Raw genomic sequence first — 20645 nt, 5'->3', positions numbered from 1 at the left:
TTAATATCTAACGCTTTACGCAATGGGAGGATTGTCTATGGCGCATGTGGTGGTTCTGGGTGCCGGTCTGGGCGGCACGATCATGGCGTATGAATTGCGGGACGCGCTGGGGCGCGAACACCGCGTCAGCGTGGTCAGCAAGGGGTCGAAATATTCCTTCGTCCCCTCCAATCCGTGGGTCGCCGTCGGGTGGCGGGATCGCGACAGCATCGAGGTGGATCTGGCGCCGGCCTGCCGCAAACGGGATATCGCCCTGCATCCACAGGGCGCCAAGCGGCTGCATGCGACGGAGAACCGCATCGAGCTCATGGACGGCACATCCCTGGACTACGACTATCTGGTCATCGCCACCGGGCCGGAACTGGCCTTTGACGAAATCCCCGGCTTCGGCCCGGCCGCCCACACCCATTCGGTCTGCCATATCGACCATGCGCTGGACGCCAAGGCGGCCTTCGACCAACTGGTCAAGACACCCGGTCCCGTGGTGATCGGCGCGGCACAGGGCGCTTCCTGCTATGGCCCGGCCTATGAATTCGCTTTCATCCTGGAAAAGGCGCTGCGCGACGCAAAGATCCGCGACAAGGTGCCAATGACCTTCGTCACCTCGGAACCCTATATCGGCCATCTCGGTCTCGATGGGGTCGGCGATACCAAGGGCTTGCTCGAAAGTGCCCTTCGCTCCAAGCACATCAAGTGGATATGCAACTCGAAGGTACAGAAGTTCGAGGCCGACAAGGTGACGGTCGAGGAGGTCAACGATGACGGCTCGACCAAGGCGATCCATGAAGTCGCATCGTCCTACACGATGATGCTGCCGGCCTTCCGCGGCGTCGAGGCGGTGCGCGATATCGAGGGCCTGACCAATCCGCGCGGCTTCATCCTGGTCGACAAGCACCAGCAGAACGGCAAGTTCCAGAACGTCTTCGCCGTCGGCGTCTGCGTCGCCATTCCGCCGACCGGCAAGACTCCCGTTCCGGTCGGTGTGCCGAAGACCGGCTTCATGATCGAGAGCATGGTGACGGCGACGGCCCAGAACATCGCCCGGCTGGTCCGCGGTGAGAAACCCAATGCGCAGGGCAGTTGGAACGCCGTGTGCCTGGCCGATTTCGGCGACGGAGGCATCGCTTTCGTGGCACAGCCGCAGATCCCGCCGCGCAATGTCAACTGGTCGTCGCAGGGCAAGTGGGTCCATGCCGCCAAGATCGGCTTCGAGAAATACTTCCTACACAAGATCAAGAGCGGCCAGGCGGAGCCCTTCTACGAGAAGCTAGCGCTGCAGGTGCTGGGTATCGACAAGCTGAAGGCGGTCAAATTCGAGGACGTGTGATTGCGGATCACGCGGAAAGACCGGCAGGGCTGCGGCGCCGATGGCGCAGTCACGGTTCATTCTCCCCTTGATCGGTGCCCGCCGCCTGTCTATCTCTCAAGGCCAGTACCGATACCTCCGATAGAGCGAGACCAGCCCTTGTCCTCCACGCCAAAGTCCGTTTTCCAGAACCTGCCCGAGGCTCCCGTCGCGCTGAAGAAACCGCACCGGGATACCCGCCACGGCATAACCCGCACCGACGACTATGCCTGGATGCGGGCCGAAAACTGGCAGGCGATGTTCAAGGATCCGACGCTGCTGGACGCGGAACTGCGTCGTCATCTGGAGGCGGAAAACGCCTATATGGACGCGGCCATGGCCGACACCAGAGACCTGCAGAAAAAGCTGTTTGCAGAGATGAAAGGCCGCATCAAGGAAGACGATTCGTCCATTCCGATGAAGGATGGACCGTTTGCCTATGGCACGGCTTTCGTCACCGGCGGCGAACAGCCCCGCTATTTCCGTGTTTCCCGCGATGCCGACCACAAGGACGAAACGATTCGCCAACTGCTGCTCGACGGCGACAAGGAAGCCGCAGGCAAGGATTATTTCCGCCTGGCCGGCATCGACCATTCGACCGATCACAGCCTTGGCATCTGGGGATATGACGACAAGGGCTCGGAATATTTCACGCTGCGGGTGCGCGATCTCGCAAGTGGCGAAGACCTCGACGACGTGATTGAAAATACAGGCGGCGACGGCGCCTGGGCGCCGGACGGCAAGAGCTTCTTCTATACGTTACAGGACGAGAATCATCGTCCCTCCAAGGTCTTCCATCACATCATCGGCCAGCCGCAATCGGCCGACCGGCTGGTCTATGAGGAAGCCGACCCGGGCTTCTTCATGGGCGTCGGCGGCTCGCTGCTCGACGACTACATCTATATCGACATCCATGACCACGAGACCTCGGAATACCGCATTCTCTCGACCGGGGACCTGACTGCCGAGCCGGCCATCGTCGCCGAGCGCGAGGAAGGCGTCGAATATTCGATGACCGAAGGCGGCGACGTCTTCTACATCCTGACCAATGCCGACGGCGCCAAGGACTTCAAGATCTGCGTGGCGCCGGTGGCCACGCCGGGCAAAGAGCACTGGGCGGAACTGGTGCCGCACGAGCCGGGCCGACTGATCCTCAGCCATATGGCCTTCGCCCGCCACCTGGTCTGGCTGGAGCGCCGCGACGGCCTGCCGCGCATCATGATCCGCGACCGCGCGACCGGAGAAGAGCATTCCATCGCCTTTGCCGAAGAGGCCTATTCGCTCGGCCTGCAGGGGGCTGCCGAATACGACACCAATGTCATCCGCTTTTCCTATTCCTCAATGACCACCCCGAGCCAGCTTTACGACTACGATATGGCGACCCGTGAGCGCACGCTGCTGAAGACCCAGGAGGTGCCGTCCGGTCACAATCCCGACGACTACGTCACCCGCCGCGTCTTTGCGCCCGCCCATGACGGCGAACTCGTGCCCGTCACCCTGCTCTACCGCCGGGATACCGCGCTCGACGGCACCGCGCCCTGCTTACTCTATGGCTATGGCGCCTATGGCATGACCATTCCGGCCGGCTTCAACACCAATTGCCTGTCGCTGGCCGATCGCGGCTTCGTCTATGCCATCGCCCATATCCGCGGCGGCAAGGACAAGGGTTTCCAGTGGTACGAAGACGGCAAGATGGAAAAGAAGGTCAACACCTTCAAGGATTTCATCGCTGCAGCCGACCACCTGGTAGCCGAGAAGTTCACCTCCTACGAGAATATCATCGCCGAAGGCGGATCGGCCGGCGGCATGCTGATGGGCGCGATCGCCAACATGGCACCGGAAAAATTCGCCGGCGTGATCGCCGCCGTGCCCTTTGTCGACGTCTTGAATACCATGCTCGACGATACCCTGCCGCTGACCCCTCCGGAATGGCCGGAATGGGGCAATCCGATCGAGTCGGAAGAAGAATACCGCTGGATCGCCGCCTATAGCCCTTATGACAATGTCGGCGCAAAACCCTATCCGCCGATCCTCGCTCTGTCCGGCCTCACCGACCCGCGCGTCACCTATTGGGAACCGACCAAGTGGGTGGCCAAGCTCCGCGAGCACACCACAGGCGAAGCACCGATCCTCTTGAAAACCAACATGGCCGCCGGCCACGGCGGCAAATCCGGCCGCTTCCAGCGCCTGGAGGAAATCGCCTTCGAATACGCATTTGCCATCAAGGTGGCGGGCAAGATGTGAGGGTATGCTCCTTGCAGCAATGCCGGATCAGATCTGGCATTGCTATAGCGCCAGGCATCTATCGATCTCCGGGCTTACCTATTACCCCTTCAACCATGCCAGCACAGCCTTGACCGCCGGGCGCTCGGCCATGCGGTTGCGGTGGTCCAGCACCTTCGGGAAGCGGGCCGGATCGACGCCATCGGATTCCAGCCAGCTGGCGATCGTGAAAAGATAGGGATCGGCGATCGTATACTGGTCGCCCATGACCCAGGGGCCGGCGAACATCGTCGTTTCGATCAGTTCGAAGCAATCGGCCATATTCTTCGGAACCTTGAGCTTCATTGCCTCCAGCGCCGCCGGATCGTCCGCCCAGCGGCTGCCGCGCGGCCGGTGCGCGTGGGCGACATGCACCGTCGAGGCCAGATAGGCATTGAAGGACTGAATCCGCCCGAAAGCAAACGCGTCGTCGAGTGGCGCCAGCCCGGAGCCGGGATGCGTTTGGGCAATGTAGGCAAGAATAGCGGGATTTTCGGTCAGAATGCCACGATCGGTCGCCAGTGCCGGCACCCGGGCCTTCGGATTGATGGCCAGGAAATCCGGCTGGTGCTGGGCGCCCTTTGCCAGTTCGACTTTTTCGGCCACATAGTCCGCCCCTGCCTCCTCGAGCGCGATATGCGCGGCAAGCGAACAACTTCCCGGTGAGACATAGAGTTTCAGCATATGGTTTCTCTCCCGATTTGCCTGGTACCGCCCGCAGAGGTAGCACCAGCCGGGCCGTCTTGCCACATCGGCGACACCACATAGCAGGGAAAAACGCCGCTATGCCCCCAGATTTGGTCGCAGCAAACGCCATGCCACATTCCCACCGATGCGCGGAAAAGGCGAATGACGCAAGCCTCGCGCAAGCTTCAAGGGTTAATAAAAGGTTAACGAGCAATAATGAGAGGGTCTGCTATGAGGATCGACAGCAGCCTAAGCAATTCTTATTACCAGAACCGCTATCTTTACAGCGGCATTGAAAGCGACGACAGCGCAGCTGAAGTCGTGACGGCGACGCGCTCGCGCGCCTCAGGAAGTGTCGCCGTCAGCAGCACGCTTCTTTCCTCGTCGCTTGCCAATGCGCTCTGGAGCATCGAAGGCGGGAAAAAAGCCGCTACCGCCGTGCCGACAACAGCTCCTGCCGTAAAAGGAGAGCGCGTTCAGGCCTCGCCTTCCGAACAGATCGAAGCCTTCTATCTTGAAAACATGACGGCCGACGACCAGTAGGCCCGTCTGCAGCTAGGTCGAGCGAACCTCAAACGGACGCTCTACCTTGTCGTACTTCGACTGCGCCGGACATTCGAATCCGGTCAACTTCATGACAAAATCGACCCGCTCATCCAACGCCTCGGTACAGGCCATCTCGCAGCACAGCAACGTCTTGATATGGACCGGTCCCAGGATGATACCCATGATCGGCTCGAGCATGGCAATCGCACGGGTTGCCTCGACCATCCCAGCCTTTTCCAGTTCCAGCAGGCGATCGGAAATCGTGCGGCGGAACCGTTCGATATAGTTATAGTAGAAGCTGGCGGCCAGTTCCGGCGTCTTCGGTGCTTCCGAAATCACCAGACGCGTCAGCGCAATCTGCCGAGGCGCCAGAATGGCGCGGGCGATCGTCGTGAAGGTTTCGCGCAGCAGTTCGGGTGAGGCGGGACCATCGCCTGGAACCTCCGGAAAATCAGGCATGACATCGCTCTGCAGCAAGGCGGCAAACAGCGATTCCTTGTCCGTAAAATACTGGTAGAGCGTCTTCTTCGACATTTCCGCCGCGCGGGCAATCTCTTCCATCGTCGAGGCACCGTAACCCTGCTCGACAAACACTCGCTCGGCGGCCTCCAAAATCAGCCGTCGACGTTCATCCACGGAAAAGGCAAGCGGACGCCCTCCCCGCGATTTTACTGCTATTGACATTCCCCAGCTCCAAGAGGCGCCCGGCCAAGAAGGCCGATACACCCACCTTCAGTCTTGTTTCATTTTTGTATCCCCACGGAAAAGTTACCATCAAAACCCATATAAACCTAGCAAAAGATGAAGCGAGCCGTTGACAAAAGTACATTTTTGGTCGCAACGGCCCGATTAATGAGTGTGTTCCGGATGAGAATGAGGCCGATGGTTGTGATTGCAAGAGCCCTCTGCGTGGTCATGGCCGGCCTTTGCTTGCCCCGTCGTGGCGGCCGATCCACCCGCACGCCATTCCGCCAGCGACTGGCGCAAAATCTGGAAGGACGAGGACAGGAACAGGCCTGCCATGATGCCGGCAACGATCAGATCCGGCCAGGCAGTCGCCGTGCCCCAGACCGCAACGGCGGCAATCATCACGATCACATTGCCGATCGCGTCATTGCGCGAGCATAGCCAGACGGACCGTACATTGGCATCGCCGTCCTTGTAGTTCATCAGCAGGACGACGCTGAGCAGATTAGCGACCAGCGCCAGAAGGCCGATCGCCCCCATGACGGGCGCTTCCGGCAGGCCCATGTAGAACACCCGGTAAATCGTCGAGCCGAACACCCAGAGCCCCATCAGGAAGAGGCTGCCGCCCTTGGCCGCTGCCGCGAGGCTGCGCACCTTCAGGGATGCGCCGATCACGGCAAGCGAGATACCATAGGTGACCGCGTCGGCGAAAAAGTCGAGCGCATCGGCCTGAAGCGCTTGCGAACGCGCCATCTGGCCCGCCGTCATTTCCACGGCAAACATCGCCGCATTGATGAAGATGACGGCCCAGAGCCGTCTCTTGTAGGTATCCGACATTCCGTCGAAGGGGCCATGGCTGTGGCCGCAACTGGCGCTCATGAAACTATCCTCTCGGTCTTGATTCCGTCTGGATCCTTTCATAATCTCTCTAGTCACTAGAGGTTCAAGAGGAATTCTGAAGAAATGTACGGGATCGGCGAGATTTCGAAACGCACGGGCGTCAAGGTGCCGACCATCCGCTATTACGAGCAGATGGGACTGCTGCAGGCGCCGGACCGCTCCGAGGGCAACCAGCGCCGCTACGGGCGCCATGAACTCGACCGGCTGACCTTTATCCGCCATGCCCGTGATCTTGGCCTGACCATCGAGGCCATCCGCGATCTGATCGCGCTTAGCCAGCATCCGGAGCGCCCCTGCGGCGAGGCGGACCGCATCGCCAAGGCGCATTTGGACGATGTGCGCGAAAAGATCGAAAAGCTGCGTCGGCTGGAGACCGAACTGGAACGCATCGTCTCCCATTGCGATGGCCATTCGATCGAGGACTGTTATGTCATCCGGGCGCTATCGGACCACGGGCTGTGTGGGCATGAGCATTAATGACTATCGAGTTTGGGAACACACAAAGAGCTCTCGGCTACGCGCCAGCGTGAGACTCAGGGACCATCAAACCCAAGATTCCTCTCCCTCAATACCGACGGATCGATATTGCGCCCCGCATAAAGGAATCCCAGGATAATCAAGTTATTTTCGCGAACGACAAAGGCAATGCTCAAGCGCTTGCGATAGCCGATCAGGCGTAACCGTTGACATTGGCATCTCTGATCGAGCCCCGTTCCGGAAATTCGCTCAGTCGATAGAGATAGTCCCTCACACCCCGGATATAGGCTCAGGCAGACTCAGGGCCAATGCGTTCGGAAATGTAGTCATATATCGAATTCAGTTCGCTTTCCGCCTCCGGATGGATAACGAGCGAATGGGTCATTTATCCCGTTGTCCGGCGAGCTTTGTTTGGTGGCGCAACTCAAGAGCCGAAAAGACCTCGTCGGCGGGCCGGAGAATCGATGGTTCCTGTTCGGCACTCAGCATTCGGCGAGAGACATCTTCGACGAGCCAGCGATCATGGCTATCGTGAAGATCCTCCAGCATCTCAAGGCCTGCTCTCACGACATCGGACGCATCCGCATAGAGACCCGTCGAAAGTTGTCTCTCAATGCGTTTCTCATCACTCTCGCTCAAAACCAACCGGACAGACATTGGACATTTCCTGTTGCACGACGACGTAATTGTATCAGCGAACCGGTTCTGGGAACAGCACCCGGCTGCTCTTGACAATCGATTGAATCCGGCGCATCTAAGCGCCCATGATCGACACGCGCACCATCATCTCCTGCACGTATTTTTGGGCCTACCTCTAGAGGGCGGCTCGACAGATGACAATGTCAACAGGCCGCCGTCAGGCGGCCTTGTTGTTTCAACCAGCTTCCCCTGACGGCGCACAGAGAACTTAAGGGAAGTTCGTCATGACCGAAGATACCGATATCACGCTGCCGCGCCCGCCGGTGGTCGTCATTCGCAGCGCCAAGCCGCATGACCTGCCGGATTTGAACCAGATGATCGCGGCTCTTGCTGCCCATCACGGCGACGCCGCCGAAATCACCCCTGAGAAACTGCAGCGCGACCTGTTCGGCCCCCTGCCCTGGATTACCGCCCTGGTGGCCGAAGGCGACGACGGGCTGATCGGCTACGCCATTCTCGTGCCGCTCTACAAGGCGCAGGAAGGCAAGCGCGGCATGGACCTGCACCATCTCTATGTCCGCGACGGCCAGCGCGGCAATGGCATCGGCCATCATCTGGTGACCCGCGCCCGGGAGATCGCCCGCGCGGCCGGCTGCGACTATCTGTCGGTCAGCGCGGCAACCGGCAATTTCGCCGCCCATCGCTTCTACGAGAACATGGACTTCATCCCGCGGCCGGTCACCGGCATGCGCTATATGCAGGCCCTCTCCTGAACGTTTGAAACGAGGTTTGCCATGACCAGCACGACGACTCTGCCCGTGACTCGCATAGCCATTGCCCTGACCCCCGATTTTGCCGATTGGGAATGCGCCCTGCTGATGGCGGTGGCGCGCTCCTATCTCGGCGTGGAGGTGATCACCGCCTCGCCGGACGGCGGGCCTGTCATCTCGATGGGCGGCCTGAAGGCGACGCCTGACATCGGCTATAGTGCTCTGGACGCAGCAGCTTTCGATGCGCTGGTAATCCCCGGCGGGCTGTCCTGGGAAAAAGGGGCGGCACCGGATTTCGGCCCGCTCGCCCGGTCCTTCAAGGGTAAGGGCAAAGTAGTGGCCGGCATCTGCGCGGCAGCAAGCGCCCTGGCGGCAACCGGCGTGCTGGATGACGTGGCCCATACCGGCAACCGACTGGCCTCGCATCAGGTCTATCCGCACTATCAGGGCGCCGCCCATTATCGCGACCAGCCGCAGGCCATGTCCGATGGCCGCGTGATAACGGCGCCCGGTACGGCGCCTGTCAGCTTCACGGCGGAAATCCTCAAAGCCCTTGATCTCTGGACGCCCGAGGCGCAGGACGAAATCACCGCCTTTGCCCGCGAGCACGGATAGGCCTGAGCAGCAATGCACCAGGCTTATGCGGCGATCAATGAAAGACCGGCGGGTTCTTCGACCATTGCTGCAGGGTGGTTTTGATCAGGATCAGCGCCGCCTGAAAGGCGTGGTCGCGCTCGCGTGGGTCGGCAATGCCGCTCAGGCGCGCTGCAAAGGCATCGACCGTCTGGCTGACCCAGCGGTGCAGGGCCGGATCGGGATAACTGTCGAGAAGCGTGCGAAGCGCGCTTTCCATTCGCCTGCGTTCATTGCTCATGCAGCATCCATCTCCTCCGTCTTCCCCGGGCCGGCACTCTGAACGCAAAGGCTTACGCGACGCTGGACGGATTTGCCGGCATCGGCACCATCATGGCACCGCCGGGATCGCCTTCAGATAGGCAGCAATCGCCTCGCGGTCGGCAGCGGGCAATTCCGCCATGTTCTTCTGCACCTCGACCATCGAACCGCCGACGCTGTCGAAATCGGGCGTGAAGCCCGTTTCGAGATAGCTGGCAATTTCGCCCTCGCTCCAATTGCCGATGCTCTTCGAGCCGGGCGTGATATTGGGGATCGTGCCTTCGCCCTCAGGATTAGGTCCTCCTGCCAGCCATTGGCCCGACTTGAACCCGCCCAGCGCATCGCGCGGACTGTGGCACTCGCCGCAATGGCCGGGGCCTTCGACCAGATATTGGCCACGCCTCGCCACGTCATTGGCGTTGGCGATCTCGACCCGCGGCGTATCGGTGAAATAGAGCAGTTTCCAGCCGCCCAGCACCAGGCGAATGTTGAAGGGGAACGGCAATTCATGCGGCGGTGCCACAGCGGAACTCGCCGGCAGTGTCTTCATGAAACCGTAGAGGTCGTTGATATCCTTCGGGCTCATCCGGGCATAGGAGCCATAGGGAAAGGACGGATAGAGATGTTCGCCCTGCCGCCCGACGCCGCGCGTCATGGCATTGCCGAATTCGGCAAGCGTCCAGCCGCCGATGCCGGCTGTCGCGTCGCTGGAAATATTGGGCGCATGAAAGGTGCCGAACGGGCTTTTGAGCGGTGCGCCACCCGACAGCACCAGACGGGCATCGCCTTGCGATCCGGCAGCGGCATGACAGCTGGTGCAGCCGCCGGCGAAGAATACCGTGCGGCCATTGGCAAGATCGGGCTCACCGAGATCCGCCCAGACGCTGTCGCTCTGCGGGTCAGGTGCCGTCACCAGCAGAAAACCGCCAGCGCCAACCACGCCGAGCGCCACCAGAGCGCCGAGACCCTTGAGCCATTTCGATGCCATGGCATCCTCCGCAAACATAGATGACGTCAGAAAACCAAAATGCCATGGCCATCCGCGCACAAAGACAACGGCGAATGGCCACGGCAGGACCGATAAGGCTTACTTCTTCAGGCGGAAGGTCTGGTGGCAATCGCCGCAGGTGCCGCCGACGGCCTTCATCACCGCGCCAACGCCAGCCTGGTCGGCCGGCATGGCGGCCAGCTGCGCTTCGGCGGCCGTGACCAGGGCGGCGGACTTGGCCTTGAAGCCTTCCATGTCTTCCCAGATCTTCGGGCTGGCTTCGGTATCCAGGCCCACTTCCGAACCCGCCGGGAATTGATCAGGGAACGTCTTGCCGACCTCGGCCATGGTGGAGAGCGACGCTTTGATCACTTCGGCATCGAACGGTTTTTCGCCCTTGGCGATGGCGCCGATGGCACCCATGGCGCCGCCGACCTTCTTCATCATTTCCTGACGGACGACCTGCGGCTCGCCGGCAGCAGAAGCCGCGGCGATGCCAAGACAGAGAGTTGCGGCCGCAGCCAGGGCGAGTTTCAGCTTCATCGAAGAACGCTCCTTGTAGAGAAAGCCGGGCGGACCGGCGATTGCAATGGGCAAGCCAGCTGATGTTTGCAGACTTCGATGTCAGGAATGAAGTCACAATGCGGTGAAGTCCGGGCCAAACGGCAAGGATTTGATGTTCAACAAGAAAACTGCCCGAGATGCATCTTTTGGGTGCCAGACGGCGACGGCATGTGTCTCACCCTCACGCCCATTCGTGAACTAATGTCAGGACAGCCGCGGCGATCAGCAAAAGACCGGCGCCGCGGCCGATCGCCTTGGTGACACTTGGATGCGACACCAGCGCACGCCGCGCTCCATGGCCCGCCAGCGCCACGCCACCGTAAACCAGGCCCTGCACCAGCATGGTCATCAGCCCCATCACGACGCCCTGCAGCCAGAGCGGGCCATAGTGGCTTTTCAGAAATTGCGGATAGACGGCGATGACGAAAAGATAGGCCTTGGGGTTCAGCAGGCAGGTCGTGACCGCCTGGCGAAAGGTGACCCACAGACGGTGGAGATGGCCAGCGTCCACCGTCGCGACGGTGATCGAGCTTCGGACCAGTTGCAACCCGACCCAGACCATGTAACCGGCACCAATGACCAAAAGCGGCCCGAACAAGTTTGGCGCCAGCGCCACCAGCAGTCCCGCACCGAGCGTCCCGAACAGGGTGTGGATTGCGCCGCCAAGCATCATGCCGCCGGTGGCGGCAAGGCCGGACCGCCGTCCACCCGACAGCGAACTGGCCAGCACATAGATCATGTCCATGCCGGGCACCAGGATGATGCCGGTCAGAAGGAGAAGAAAAATCCAGAGATTTTCCGCGTAAGTCATGTCAGTATCCTTGAACGAATGAGGACGGCGCTGAAACTTCTTCATGAAGTTTCAGAGAGTTGAGACGTCCATACAATTCTCCTCCTGACAGCGTTGTGTCAGGAGCGTTCAAGGAGACAGCATTGCGCAAGGCATCGCGACTGTTCGAGATCATCCAGATCCTGAAACGTGCCCGTCAGGCGGTGACCGCCCAGGCCATTGCCGAACAGCTGGAAGTGACACCGCGGTCGATCTATCGCGACATCGTGGCGTTGCAGGCGATGCGCGTGCCGATCGAGGGCGAGCGCGGGCTCGGCTATATCCTGCGGCCAGGCTTCGACCTGCCGCCGCTGATGTTTTCGGTCGAGGAGACGGAGGCAATCGTGCTGGGCTTGGCGCTGCTGGAGCGCACCGGCGACAAGGCGCTGAAGCAGGCCGCCAAAGGCGTCAATGCCAAGATCGCCGCCGCCGTGCCCGAGCCGCTACGACAGGTTCTGGAAAGCAATGCGCTACAGGCCTGGGGCAGCATCGCGCCGGCACCGGAAGGCATCGACCTCGGCATGGTGCGCCATGCCATCCGCGACGAGCAGAAGCTGCTGCTCGACTATCGCGACGAGTGGGGCAATGCCACGGAGCGGCTGATCCGGCCGCTGGCGCTGATCTACTATTCGGCGACGGCGGTAATCGTCGCCTGGTGCGAGCTGCGCCAGGCGATCCGCAACTTTCGCGCCGACCGGGTGGAGGACTGCCAGCCGGACGACGCCTTCTTCCGCGGCGAGGGAAACCGTCTGCGGGATCTGTGGATCAGCGGCTGGACGAGCAGTCCCGTCCCGATCTAAAGCGCCAGGCTGCGGCTCTCCTCCCGGCCGAAGCCGATGATCTCGACGCGATCGGCATAAAGCTCGACCACGGCAAAGGCACTCTCGGTTTCGCCATCCACCATGCCCTTGAAATTGACGAAGTGGCAGGCGCCCAAGAACCCATAGTTGCCGACATGATTGTGGCCGCAGAGATAGGCCGCAACAACCGGCGACGCAGACAGCAGCGCCGCCACCTGTTCCGCATCCCAGAGATTGTGGTCCGTTTGCGGATAAAGCGGATAATGGCCCATCACCACCACCTTTTCGCCCGCCTGTTCGGCCAACAACAACCGTTCGCCAAGCCAGCCGATCTGCGCGGCGCTCATGCCGGCATTCCACGGCTTGGCATTGATAGCACCGGCCTGCTCAAGGGCAGCAAGCCGATCGGCGGCCTCTGCGCGGCGCGCATCGCCGGGTGGCGGGGCAAACAGCGAAATCTCGTTACCGTCGAGCAGGATGAAACGCCATCTATCGCGCACAAAGTCGTAGTAGGGCGCCGGCATGCCGAGACGGGCATGAACCTCGCCAAGCAGTTCCGGCACCACCGCAAAATCATGATTGCCCGGCAGGAACAGGCACTCATGCCGCGAGCCTTCATAGAGCGGCAGGATACGGTCGAAATTGTCGAAATCGCGGTCGATGAGATCGCCCAGCGTTACGACGAAGGACAGGTCCAAACCGTCGAAATGGCTGAGCGCCTGCTGGAGCTTGGCAAGGCTGTTGGCATAGTGGCGATCAAGCTGGATATTCGACGCGATCGGCGCATATTGTGGATCGGCGACAACGCCGAAGCGAAGGAGGGGACTACCGGATTGTTCAGGGAGCATGGAACGGCGCATTCGCAAGAGGAGACTGGCGCGGTCGATAAGACCTCTGTGTGACAGAGGCGTGACATCGGACCACCGCAGGCGGCCGCTGGCGTTTCTGACTTTTATTGTGCCACGGCCTGCGCCATCATCGGAATATAAGGATATTCGTGCTACGCGAGCGTGGTTTCAGTTCGCTTTTGACAGCAGCCCGCCGTTCTGCCTGACCCAATCCGCCATTCCCAAAGGAGAGACACCCGATGAAGACCCTTCTTGCCGCCGCCCTGATGGCGCTTGTGTTGCCCTACAGCTCGCAGGCCGCCACTCTGCTGTTTCCGAGCGACACCCCGGTCGCCTCGATCACCATTCCCGACACATGGAACCCGGAGGAAACCGCGACCGGCATCCAGGCCGTCTCCGATGACGACGCCATCTATTTCTCGATCGACGTGGCCGAAGAGAAGACCAGCGACAAGGTCATCGAGGATGCCTTCGCCTTTTTCGAGGAAAACGGCATCACCATCGATCCCGCCACCCAGAAGGAGTCGGAAGACAAGTTCAACGGCATGACCATGAGCAATCTCGACTGGTCCGGCAAGGACAAGGACGGCCCGGTCAACATCGGCCTGTCCTTCGTCGCGCCGAAGCCCGACAAGCTGCTGGTCATCACCTACTGGGGTACCAAGGGCGAACAGGAAAAGCATGGTCCGGTGTTGATGGAAATCATCAACTCGCTGAAGCCTGCCAAGTAAGCAGGCGGAGCGCTTGTGGGGCGGAAGTATACCCGCCGGCTTGATTTGAAGGACGCCCGGCCCTATTGTGGTCATATGTGATCACAATAGGGCTTTTCGTTATGTCGACCGTCAGCCTGAAAGATGCCAAGGCCGGATTTTCCAAGCTTGTCGATGATGCGGTCAATGGCGAGTTCGTCACCATCACCCGCCATGGCAAGCCAGCCGCGGTTCTGGTCTCCGTCGAGGCTGCCGAAGCCGCCAGGAAATCCCTGAAGACGGATCGCCCGAGCTTTGCGAACTACCTCTTGACGTTTCCGGGTGGCATGGAGCCGCAGCGCAACCCGTCTCCGTCGAGGGATGTCGATCTTTGAACGGTTATCTGCTGGACACCAACGTCATCTCCATGCTGTCGCCGTCCAAGGCGGATATCCCTCGTGATTTTCTCAGCTGGATGCGCGAGCAGGATGCACGAAACGCCCTCTATCTCTCGGTGGTAACGATCCAAGAGATTGAAAAAGGGCAGCATTTGCTGGAGGCAAAGGGCGCCACAGCCAAAGCCGAGGCGATCCGTTTATGGCTGCGCGGGCTGGTCCATATCTTCCAGGATCGCATTCTTCCCATTGACATGGACATTGCCTCGATCGCCGGCGGCCTCGAAGCCCAGACTATGACTGCCGGCCACAACCCCGGTATGGCCGATGCCCTGATCGCCGGTACAGCAAAGGCCCGTGGGCTGGTCGTGGTGACGTGGAACACGCGCCATTTCTTGCCATTTTCGGCAAATGTCGTCGCGCCGACCGACCTTCGAGTGTAGAGCGCGGCATTTGCACCGGGCAATTCGCCTGTAAATACTCATCCCCCGACACAAAAAACGCCCGGCGCATCGCTGCACCGGGCGTCTCACAATCAGGCCTTGAACGCGAGCTTACTTCGCGGCGGCTTCGTACATTTCCAGCACGTAATCCCAGTTGATCAGGCTGTCGACGAAGGCTTCGAGGTATTTCGGGCGGGCGTTGCGGTAGTCGATGTAGTAGGAATGCTCCCACACGTCGACGCCGAGGATCGGCGATGCGCCATGGACCAGCGGGTTCTCGCCATTCGGAGTCTTGGAGATTTCCAGCTTGCCATCCTTGACGGAGAGCCAGGCCCAGCCGGAGCCGAACTGCGTGGTGCCGGCCGCGATGAAATCGGCCTTGAACTTGTCGTAGCCACCGAGATCCGAGGCGATCGCCGTTTCCAGCTTGCCGGGCAGCTTGGTGCCGCCGCCGTCCTTCTTCATCCACTTCCAGAAATGGATGTGGTTGTAATGCTGGGCGGCATTGTTGAAGAGGCCCTGGTTGGTGCCGTAGGACTTCTTGACGACTTCCTCGACCGACAGATCCGAAAGGCCGGCATCGGCGGCAAGCTTGTTGCCGTTGTCGACATAGGCCTTGTGGTGTTTGTCATGGTGATATTCGAGCGTCTCTTTCGACATGAAAGGAACGAGCGCTTCGTAGTCATAGGGAAGTGCGGGCAATTCAAAAGCCATGGTGTATTCTCCTCTTGGCAAAGATTGCGGGAATTCGGCGGGTGCTCGGGAACATAGGAGCGGAACCGTTCCGAGGCAACCTGCCATTTGCCAAATTGTTCCATGGAAAGAGAAGTTTGTGCCTCGGTGCATCGCACATCTGTCAAAATCGTCCGGCAGGCTGCAAGCATCGAAACCACGATTGCCCGTTGTCAAAAACCCAAAGGAAACACCATGATTCGTCTCTTTGCAGCCCTGGCTATTTCCAGCCTTTGCCTTGCCGTGCCAGCCCTGGCCTCGTCCGACGACGCCTGGGCCGAGTTCGCCGCCAAGGTCGAGACGAAATGCCTCGCCGCCGCTGCCGACATGCTGGAAAAGCCAACGATCGCCGTCGATCCGTTCGGCACGGAAAGCTATGGCGTGGCTGTCCTGAGCGGCAAGCCTAGGGGAGCCGAGGGATCGGTCAGCTATCTCTGCGTCATGGACAAGAAGACGGAAACTGCCGAAATCGGCAGCGAATTGGGTGCCGACACGCTGACCGTGACAATCCCCGCCAAGTAACCACCGTCACTCCTCATTCATCCCTTCGAAATCCGGCAGATCGTCGACCGGCATGCCGAGCGCCTGCCGGGCGATGCGACATTCGGGGTCGCCGGGCATGCAGGTGCGACACACATGCGGCCGATCGGCATAGACGCCGCAGCCGACATGCTTGCCGAGTTCCCCGGTCAGCGCCAGGCAGCGTCCGGCCTCGAAGCGCATGCCGCTTTCATCGGCCGCGATGAACTTTTCCGGAATGCGGGCAATCTCCTCGTCGGTTTCCAGCGAGAAGCGCGGCCAGTCGGCCGAATAGGCGCAACAGGCCCCGCAGGTCTGGCAGTCGAAGATATCGGGCGGCGAGGTTTCAAGCATCGCCTACCCAAAGCAGATCGCGGCGCGGAAATCCAGCAGAGAGGTGCCGCCCTGATCAGGCGTCGTTGCTGGAGCGCGCCCAATCCATGTAGAGGTCCAGCGCCTTGCGGGTCACTGGGCCCTCCTGCAGGTCGCGGCTGTCGAGCTTGGTCACCGGCACGACCTTCGAATAGTTGCCGGAGGTGAAGATCTCGTCGGCGCCCATGAAATCCTCGACCGACAGGGTCTGTTCGCGCACTTCGAAACCGGCCTGGCGCAGCAGCGCGATGACGCGGGCGCGGGTGATGCCGGCAAGGAAGGTGCGGTTGGCAGCCGGCGTCAGCACCACACCGTCCTTGACCATGAAGACATTCGAGGAGGCGGTCTCCACCACATTGCCGTTCATGTCGCGGGCCAGTGCATTGTCGAAGCCACGCGACCGCGCCTCGATGATCATCCGGCCGGAATTGGGATAGAGGCTGCCGGTCTTGGCGTCGGTCAGGGCGCATTCCGGCGTCGGGCGGCGGAAGGGCGACAGGGTCAGCGATGAGGGTTTTGCGGTGTGCATCGGCGCTTCGAACAGGCAGAGCGCAAAGCGCGTCGACTCCGGATCGGCGGCGACGACCGAGCCCATCTGCCCATGTTCGGCCCAGTACATCGGCTTGATATAGATCGCGGTCTTGCCCTCGAACCGGCCGATGCCGTCCCAGGCGAGCTGCTCGATCTCCTCCGCCGTCTTAAGCGGCTTCAAGCCGATATTGGTCGCCGAACGATTGACGCGCTGGCAATGCAGGTCGAGATCGGGCGCGATGCCGTCGAACCAGCGGGCCCCGTCGAACACCGTCGAGCCGAGCCACATGGCATGCGAGGTCGGCCCGATCAGCGGCGGATTGCCGGCGATCCAGTCGCCATCGACAAAAGTCCAGGTGGGCGTGCGGGCAGACGTATCGACAGCCATTTCGGTCTCCAATCTTCAAGTTCCCGGCAGGAAAGGACAGGAGAACCGCAAAGGTCAAGGATAAACTCGCCGCAAGAGGCCAATGCACACCGGCTTTGGCCGGCCGTGTCGGCTTTTTGCCGATTTCACCGATGGATCAACAGCTTGGTGAATGGGTCGATCAATCCACGTGATGGGAGGTCCTTTCAGGTCGACCATCGTGGCGCGAATGCCGGCGCAGTGCCAGCAACAATCCGCTGCCGCAGGAATCGGGTGGCGGTACGCTCTGCCGCTGGCTATCGCTGCCGCCTTGCCAACAAGGAGAACCCAACATGCTGACGAACAAAGTGGCCATCATCACTGGCGCATCATCCGGCATCGGCCGCGCCACAGCGCTGCTGTTTGCCGCGCAGGGAGCGGCCGTCATTCTCAACGCGCGTGGAGAAGCGGCACTGGAGGCGGTGGCCGACGCGATCCGCGCGGCAGGCGGCAGGGCCCATGCGGTGGCCGGCGATGTCTGCGTGCCGGACACCCATGATGCGCTGGTCGCCGCGGCGCGGCAGACCTATGGCGGACTGGACATTGCGGTCAACAATGCCGGCGCTGTCGGGCCGGGCAAGCCGCTTGCAGATATGACCGTGGAGGAATGGCAGGCTGTGCTGACGGCCAACCTCACCTCGGCCTTTCTCGGCGCCCGGAGACAGATCCCGGCCATGCTGGAGCGCGGCGGCGGCGCGATCGTCTTCACCTCGAGCTTCGTCGGCACAAGCGTCGGCCTGCCCGGCATGACGGCCTATGGTGCGGCAAAGGCCGGCCTGATGGGTCTGGTCAAAGGCATTGCCGCCGATTACGCAGTCCACGGCATCCGCGCCAATGCCCTGTTACCGGGTGGCGTGGATACCGCCATGGCGGGCGACGAGGCGCAAAAGGCCTGGGCCGCCGGCCTGCACGCCATGAAGCGCATCGCAGAGCCGCAGGAAATCGCCAAGGCCGCCCTATTCCTGGCCAGCCCCATGGCCAGCTTCGTCACCGGATCGGCGCTCTATGCCGATGGCGGAAACGCGGCGGTGAAATAGCCACTCGTCGTCCGCGAGGTCCTCGCCGAGACCCCGCCCCTCATCCGCTTCTAGGGAGAAAGTGAGGGGCGTATCTCATCGCGGGAACTATACTCTCACCCCGTCGCCATCGCCCCCGGTCCGGGCGTCGCACCCGGCGGCACCTTGCCGAGGATGATCATGCCCAGCACTTCGTCCTTGGTGACGTCGCTGGTGCGGGCATGACCGACGACCTTGCCGTTCTTCATGACGAAGACGCGGTCGGCGAGATCGAAGACGTCGTGAATGTCGTGGCTGATCAGGAAGATGCCGATGCCTTCGCGCTTCAGCTGCAGGATCAGCTCGCCGACTTGCGCGGTTTCCTGCGGCCCGAGTGCTGCCGTCGGTTCGTCCATGATCAGGATGCGGGCATCGAACAGGATGGCGCGGGCGATCGCCACGGATTGCCGCTGGCCACCGGACAATGCCTTGACCGGCTCCTTGAAGCGCTGGAAGTTCGGATTGAGCCGGCCCATCACCTCGCGGGTCTTGGCCTCCATCGCCACGTCGTCCAGCGTGCCCCAGGGGGTGCGCAGCTCGCGGCCGAGATAGAGATTGGCGGCGGCATCGACATTGTCGGCGACGGCGAGCGACTGGTAGATCGTCTCAATGCCGTATTTCTTGGCATCGCGCGGGTTGTTGATCTCGGCGGTCTCGCCATTGATGCGGATCTCGCCGCCATCGCGCCGGTAGGCGCCCGACAGGATCTTGATCAGGGTCGACTTGCCGGCGCCGTTATGGCCGAGAAGGGCAACGACCTCGCCGGGGAACAGATCCACCGAGGCATTGTCGACGGCATGGATACCGCCAAACGAGATGGAAACACCGTTCATTTCCACAAGGGGAGTGCGCTGGTCTGACATGGTTCGGACTCCTTACTTGGCACGAGCGCGGTAGACGGTGTCGGCCCAGACGGCAAGCACCAGAACGATACCGACGACGATACGCTGCAGCGGACTGTCGATGCCCAGAAGCACCATGCCCGATTGCAGCGACTGCATGACGAGAGCGCCCAGCATGGCGCCGGCCACCGTGCCGACACCGCCGGCCAGCGACGTGCCGCCGATCACAGCCGCCGCGATGGTGTAGAGCTCGTCGAGTTCGCCCTGCGCATTGGTAGCGGCGTTGAGACGGGCGGTGGAGATGGCCGCCGCGATGGCGCAAAGCACACCCATCAGCGCGAAGATGCGGATCGTTACCCAGCGGGTCTTGATGCCGGCAAGTTCCGCCGCTTCCGGATTGCCGCCGAGCGCGAAGACATAGCGGCCGAAGCGCAGCCGGGTCGAGATGAAGGTCATGACAATACCGACGGCAACGGCGATCAGCACCGGCACGGCGATGCCATGCGGGATCAGCAACCCGCCATCCGGCCAGGCGATGGCATTGGCCTCGGCATATTTGCGGGCGATGTTGATCGGCCAGTAGTAGAGATTGGCGACCCAGACGGCACCGAGCACCAGCGCGCAGGACAGGACCGACAGGAAATATTCGGCCCATAGCGGCCGGCGCGGAAAGCCGAAGCGCTTGCGCTGCTTGCGGGCATTGACGATGGCCCCGAGGATGGCAAGGCATGCGACCAGGCCGACGATCCAGCTGGCCGTGGCGCCGATCGAGCCTTCCGTGCCGCCGCCCATCAGGCGGAAGGTCGGGTTCATCGGCGCGACCGTCTGGCCCGAGGTGACGAACCAGGTCGCGCCGCGCCACACCAGCAGGCCACCGAGCGTCACGATGAAGGACGGCACCTGCAGGAAGGCGATGATGGCGCCATGCAGCGCGCCAATGGCCGCACCGACGGCGATGCCGCAGGCAAGCGTGATCACCCAGATCCAGGAATTGTCGAGACCCAGATATTGCGGCAGAATCTTGGCCTGTAGCACACCCATGACGATGCCGCAGAAGCCCAGCACCGAGCCGACCGACAGGTCGATATTACGGGTGACGATGATCAGCACCATGCCGGTCGCCATGACGGCGACCGACGAGGTCTGCACGGTCAGGTTCCACAGGTTGCGCGGCGTCAGGAACAGCCCGCCGGTCAGGATCTGGAAGCCGATCCAGATGAACAGCAGCGCGCCGATCATGCCGAGCAGCCGCGTATCGATCTCGGTGGCGCGGAAGAAGCGCTTGATCGGGTGCTCCGCGCTTTGGCCGCGCGTCGTCTGGGTGGTCTGTATCGTATCGGCCATGCCCTGCCGTTCTCCCCACTGTATGCAATTGCATGGCGGCCTGGCGCCGCCTGCTCCTCAACCGCTGCAAAGTATCCGAAT

Annotated in this window: 26 protein-coding genes; 12 read left to right on the top strand and 14 right to left on the bottom strand. The window is 61.5% G+C overall.

The window, feature by feature from the left end; all coding sequences use genetic code 11:
• Positions 1-37 precede the first annotated feature (37 nt).
• Entirely contained in the window at positions 38-1327 is a 1290-nt protein-coding gene (locus HFC70_RS03460; RefSeq protein ID WP_168471819.1) for an NAD(P)/FAD-dependent oxidoreductase, read from the top strand.
• Positions 1328-1465: 138 nt separating this feature from the next.
• Complete coding sequence (locus HFC70_RS03455) at positions 1466-3589, top strand: S9 family peptidase (protein ID WP_168471818.1); 2124 nt, start codon at positions 1466-1468, stop codon at positions 3587-3589.
• An 81-nt stretch (positions 3590-3670) separates the two neighbouring features.
• Here the strand turns inward: HFC70_RS03455 and HFC70_RS03450 are convergent, their stop codons facing one another.
• Positions 3671-4291, bottom strand: coding sequence for a glutathione S-transferase family protein (locus HFC70_RS03450; RefSeq protein WP_168471817.1), 621 nt, complete (start codon positions 4289-4291; stop codon positions 3671-3673).
• Between the two features lie 234 nt (positions 4292-4525).
• On the opposite strand from HFC70_RS03450, the gene HFC70_RS03445 reads away from it, so the two are divergent.
• The gene (locus tag HFC70_RS03445) at positions 4526-4837 is read left to right on the top strand and encodes a hypothetical protein (RefSeq protein ID WP_168471816.1); all 312 of its coding nucleotides are present in this window, start codon (positions 4526-4528) and stop codon (positions 4835-4837) included.
• 12 nt (positions 4838-4849) lie between these two features.
• On the opposite strand, the gene HFC70_RS03440 is transcribed toward HFC70_RS03445, so the two are convergent.
• On the bottom strand, positions 4850-5524 hold the full coding sequence (locus tag HFC70_RS03440; protein WP_168471815.1) for a TetR/AcrR family transcriptional regulator: 675 nt from the start codon (positions 5522-5524) through the stop codon (positions 4850-4852).
• Positions 5525-5689: 165 nt separating this feature from the next.
• The gene (locus tag HFC70_RS03435) at positions 5690-6406 is read right to left on the bottom strand and encodes a cation transporter (protein ID WP_168471814.1); all 717 of its coding nucleotides are present in this window, start codon (positions 6404-6406) and stop codon (positions 5690-5692) included.
• A gap of 84 nt (positions 6407-6490) precedes the next feature.
• Between HFC70_RS03435 and HFC70_RS03430 the strand changes: the two genes are divergently transcribed.
• Entirely contained in the window at positions 6491-6904 is a 414-nt protein-coding gene (locus HFC70_RS03430) for a helix-turn-helix domain-containing protein (RefSeq protein ID WP_168471813.1), read from the top strand.
• A gap of 381 nt (positions 6905-7285) precedes the next feature.
• Here HFC70_RS03430 and HFC70_RS03425 read toward each other — a convergent pair whose 3' ends face one another.
• Positions 7286-7561 carry a type II toxin-antitoxin system ParD family antitoxin gene (locus HFC70_RS03425; protein WP_168471812.1) on the bottom strand — a complete coding sequence of 92 codons (276 nt, stop codon included), beginning with the start codon at positions 7559-7561 and terminating at the stop codon, positions 7286-7288.
• A 266-nt stretch (positions 7562-7827) separates the two neighbouring features.
• Between HFC70_RS03425 and HFC70_RS03420 the strand changes: the two genes are divergently transcribed.
• Together HFC70_RS03420 and HFC70_RS03415 are read left to right on the top strand one after the other, a co-directional pair.
• The gene (locus tag HFC70_RS03420; protein WP_168471811.1) at positions 7828-8316 is read left to right on the top strand and encodes a GNAT family N-acetyltransferase; all 489 of its coding nucleotides are present in this window, start codon (positions 7828-7830) and stop codon (positions 8314-8316) included.
• 45 nt (positions 8317-8361) lie between these two features.
• The gene (locus tag HFC70_RS03415; protein WP_168472187.1) at positions 8362-8928 is read left to right on the top strand and encodes a DJ-1/PfpI family protein; all 567 of its coding nucleotides are present in this window, start codon (positions 8362-8364) and stop codon (positions 8926-8928) included.
• Between the two features lie 34 nt (positions 8929-8962).
• On the opposite strand, the gene HFC70_RS03410 is transcribed toward HFC70_RS03415, so the two are convergent.
• The 4 genes from HFC70_RS03410 to HFC70_RS03395 all read right to left on the bottom strand — a co-directional run bounded on the left by HFC70_RS03410 (position 8963) and on the right by HFC70_RS03395 (position 11570).
• Entirely contained in the window at positions 8963-9187 is a 225-nt protein-coding gene (locus HFC70_RS03410) for a hypothetical protein (protein ID WP_168471810.1), read from the bottom strand.
• A gap of 90 nt (positions 9188-9277) precedes the next feature.
• Positions 9278-10195 carry a cytochrome c gene (locus HFC70_RS03405; RefSeq protein WP_168471809.1) on the bottom strand — a complete coding sequence of 306 codons (918 nt, stop codon included), beginning with the start codon at positions 10193-10195 and terminating at the stop codon, positions 9278-9280.
• Between the two features lie 99 nt (positions 10196-10294).
• Positions 10295-10738: a cytochrome c gene (locus HFC70_RS03400; protein ID WP_168471808.1), complete on the bottom strand. Its 444-nt coding sequence runs from the start codon at positions 10736-10738 to the stop codon at positions 10295-10297.
• Between the two features lie 202 nt (positions 10739-10940).
• Positions 10941-11570 carry a LysE family translocator gene (locus HFC70_RS03395; protein WP_168471807.1) on the bottom strand — a complete coding sequence of 210 codons (630 nt, stop codon included), beginning with the start codon at positions 11568-11570 and terminating at the stop codon, positions 10941-10943.
• Between the two features lie 122 nt (positions 11571-11692).
• On the opposite strand from HFC70_RS03395, the gene HFC70_RS03390 reads away from it, so the two are divergent.
• Positions 11693-12388, top strand: a complete 696-nt coding sequence (locus HFC70_RS03390) for a YafY family protein (protein WP_168471806.1) — start codon at positions 11693-11695, stop codon at positions 12386-12388.
• Here HFC70_RS03390 and HFC70_RS03385 read toward each other — a convergent pair.
• Complete coding sequence (locus tag HFC70_RS03385) at positions 12385-13236, bottom strand: metallophosphoesterase (RefSeq protein WP_168471805.1); 852 nt, start codon at positions 13234-13236, stop codon at positions 12385-12387. The genes HFC70_RS03390 and HFC70_RS03385 overlap by 4 nt on opposite strands.
• A 239-nt stretch (positions 13237-13475) precedes the next feature.
• Here HFC70_RS03385 and HFC70_RS03380 point away from each other — a divergent pair, with 239 nt between their 5' ends.
• From HFC70_RS03380 to HFC70_RS03370, 3 genes are all read left to right on the top strand, one after another.
• Positions 13476-13967 carry a histidine kinase gene (locus HFC70_RS03380; protein WP_168471804.1) on the top strand — a complete coding sequence of 164 codons (492 nt, stop codon included), beginning with the start codon at positions 13476-13478 and terminating at the stop codon, positions 13965-13967.
• A gap of 101 nt (positions 13968-14068) precedes the next feature.
• On the top strand, positions 14069-14320 hold the full coding sequence (locus HFC70_RS03375) for a type II toxin-antitoxin system Phd/YefM family antitoxin (protein ID WP_168471803.1): 252 nt from the start codon (positions 14069-14071) through the stop codon (positions 14318-14320).
• Positions 14317-14763 carry a type II toxin-antitoxin system VapC family toxin gene (locus HFC70_RS03370; protein WP_168471802.1) on the top strand — a complete coding sequence of 149 codons (447 nt, stop codon included), beginning with the start codon at positions 14317-14319 and terminating at the stop codon, positions 14761-14763. Before HFC70_RS03375 ends, HFC70_RS03370 begins: the two co-directional genes overlap by 4 nt.
• 111 nt (positions 14764-14874) lie before the next feature.
• Here the strand turns inward: HFC70_RS03370 and HFC70_RS03365 are convergent, their stop codons facing one another.
• Positions 14875-15477 (bottom strand): superoxide dismutase, encoded by a 603-nt coding sequence (locus HFC70_RS03365; protein WP_168471801.1) that lies wholly within the window; start codon positions 15475-15477, stop codon positions 14875-14877.
• Between the two features lie 213 nt (positions 15478-15690).
• Between HFC70_RS03365 and HFC70_RS03360 the strand changes: the two genes are divergently transcribed.
• Positions 15691-16017 carry a hypothetical protein gene (locus HFC70_RS03360; RefSeq protein WP_168471800.1) on the top strand — a complete coding sequence of 109 codons (327 nt, stop codon included), beginning with the start codon at positions 15691-15693 and terminating at the stop codon, positions 16015-16017.
• A gap of 6 nt (positions 16018-16023) precedes the next feature.
• On the opposite strand, the gene HFC70_RS03355 is transcribed toward HFC70_RS03360, so the two are convergent.
• Entirely contained in the window at positions 16024-16368 is a 345-nt protein-coding gene (locus tag HFC70_RS03355; RefSeq protein ID WP_168471799.1) for a YkgJ family cysteine cluster protein, read from the bottom strand.
• A 55-nt stretch (positions 16369-16423) separates the two neighbouring features.
• On the bottom strand, positions 16424-17305 hold the full coding sequence (locus tag HFC70_RS03350) for a branched-chain amino acid aminotransferase (RefSeq protein ID WP_168471798.1): 882 nt from the start codon (positions 17303-17305) through the stop codon (positions 16424-16426).
• A gap of 311 nt (positions 17306-17616) precedes the next feature.
• Here HFC70_RS03350 and HFC70_RS03345 point away from each other — a divergent pair, with 311 nt between their 5' ends.
• Positions 17617-18360: an SDR family oxidoreductase gene (locus HFC70_RS03345; protein WP_168471797.1), complete on the top strand. Its 744-nt coding sequence runs from the start codon at positions 17617-17619 to the stop codon at positions 18358-18360.
• Positions 18361-18455: 95 nt separating this feature from the next.
• Here HFC70_RS03345 and HFC70_RS03340 read toward each other — a convergent pair whose 3' ends face one another.
• Together HFC70_RS03340 and HFC70_RS03335 are read right to left on the bottom strand one after the other, a co-directional pair.
• The gene (locus tag HFC70_RS03340) at positions 18456-19241 is read right to left on the bottom strand and encodes an ATP-binding cassette domain-containing protein (RefSeq protein ID WP_168471796.1); all 786 of its coding nucleotides are present in this window, start codon (positions 19239-19241) and stop codon (positions 18456-18458) included.
• Positions 19242-19253: 12 nt separating this feature from the next.
• A complete protein-coding gene (locus tag HFC70_RS03335) occupies positions 19254-20564 on the bottom strand; it encodes a sugar ABC transporter permease (protein WP_168471795.1) in 1311 nt (436 codons plus the stop codon).
• Positions 20565-20645: the final 81 nt, after the last annotated feature.

It is taken from the genome of Agrobacterium sp. a22-2 (assembly GCF_012276985.1).
Classification (GTDB): domain Bacteria; phylum Pseudomonadota; class Alphaproteobacteria; order Rhizobiales; family Rhizobiaceae; genus Allorhizobium.
This window is presented reverse-complemented; position numbering and strand designations above follow the sequence as displayed.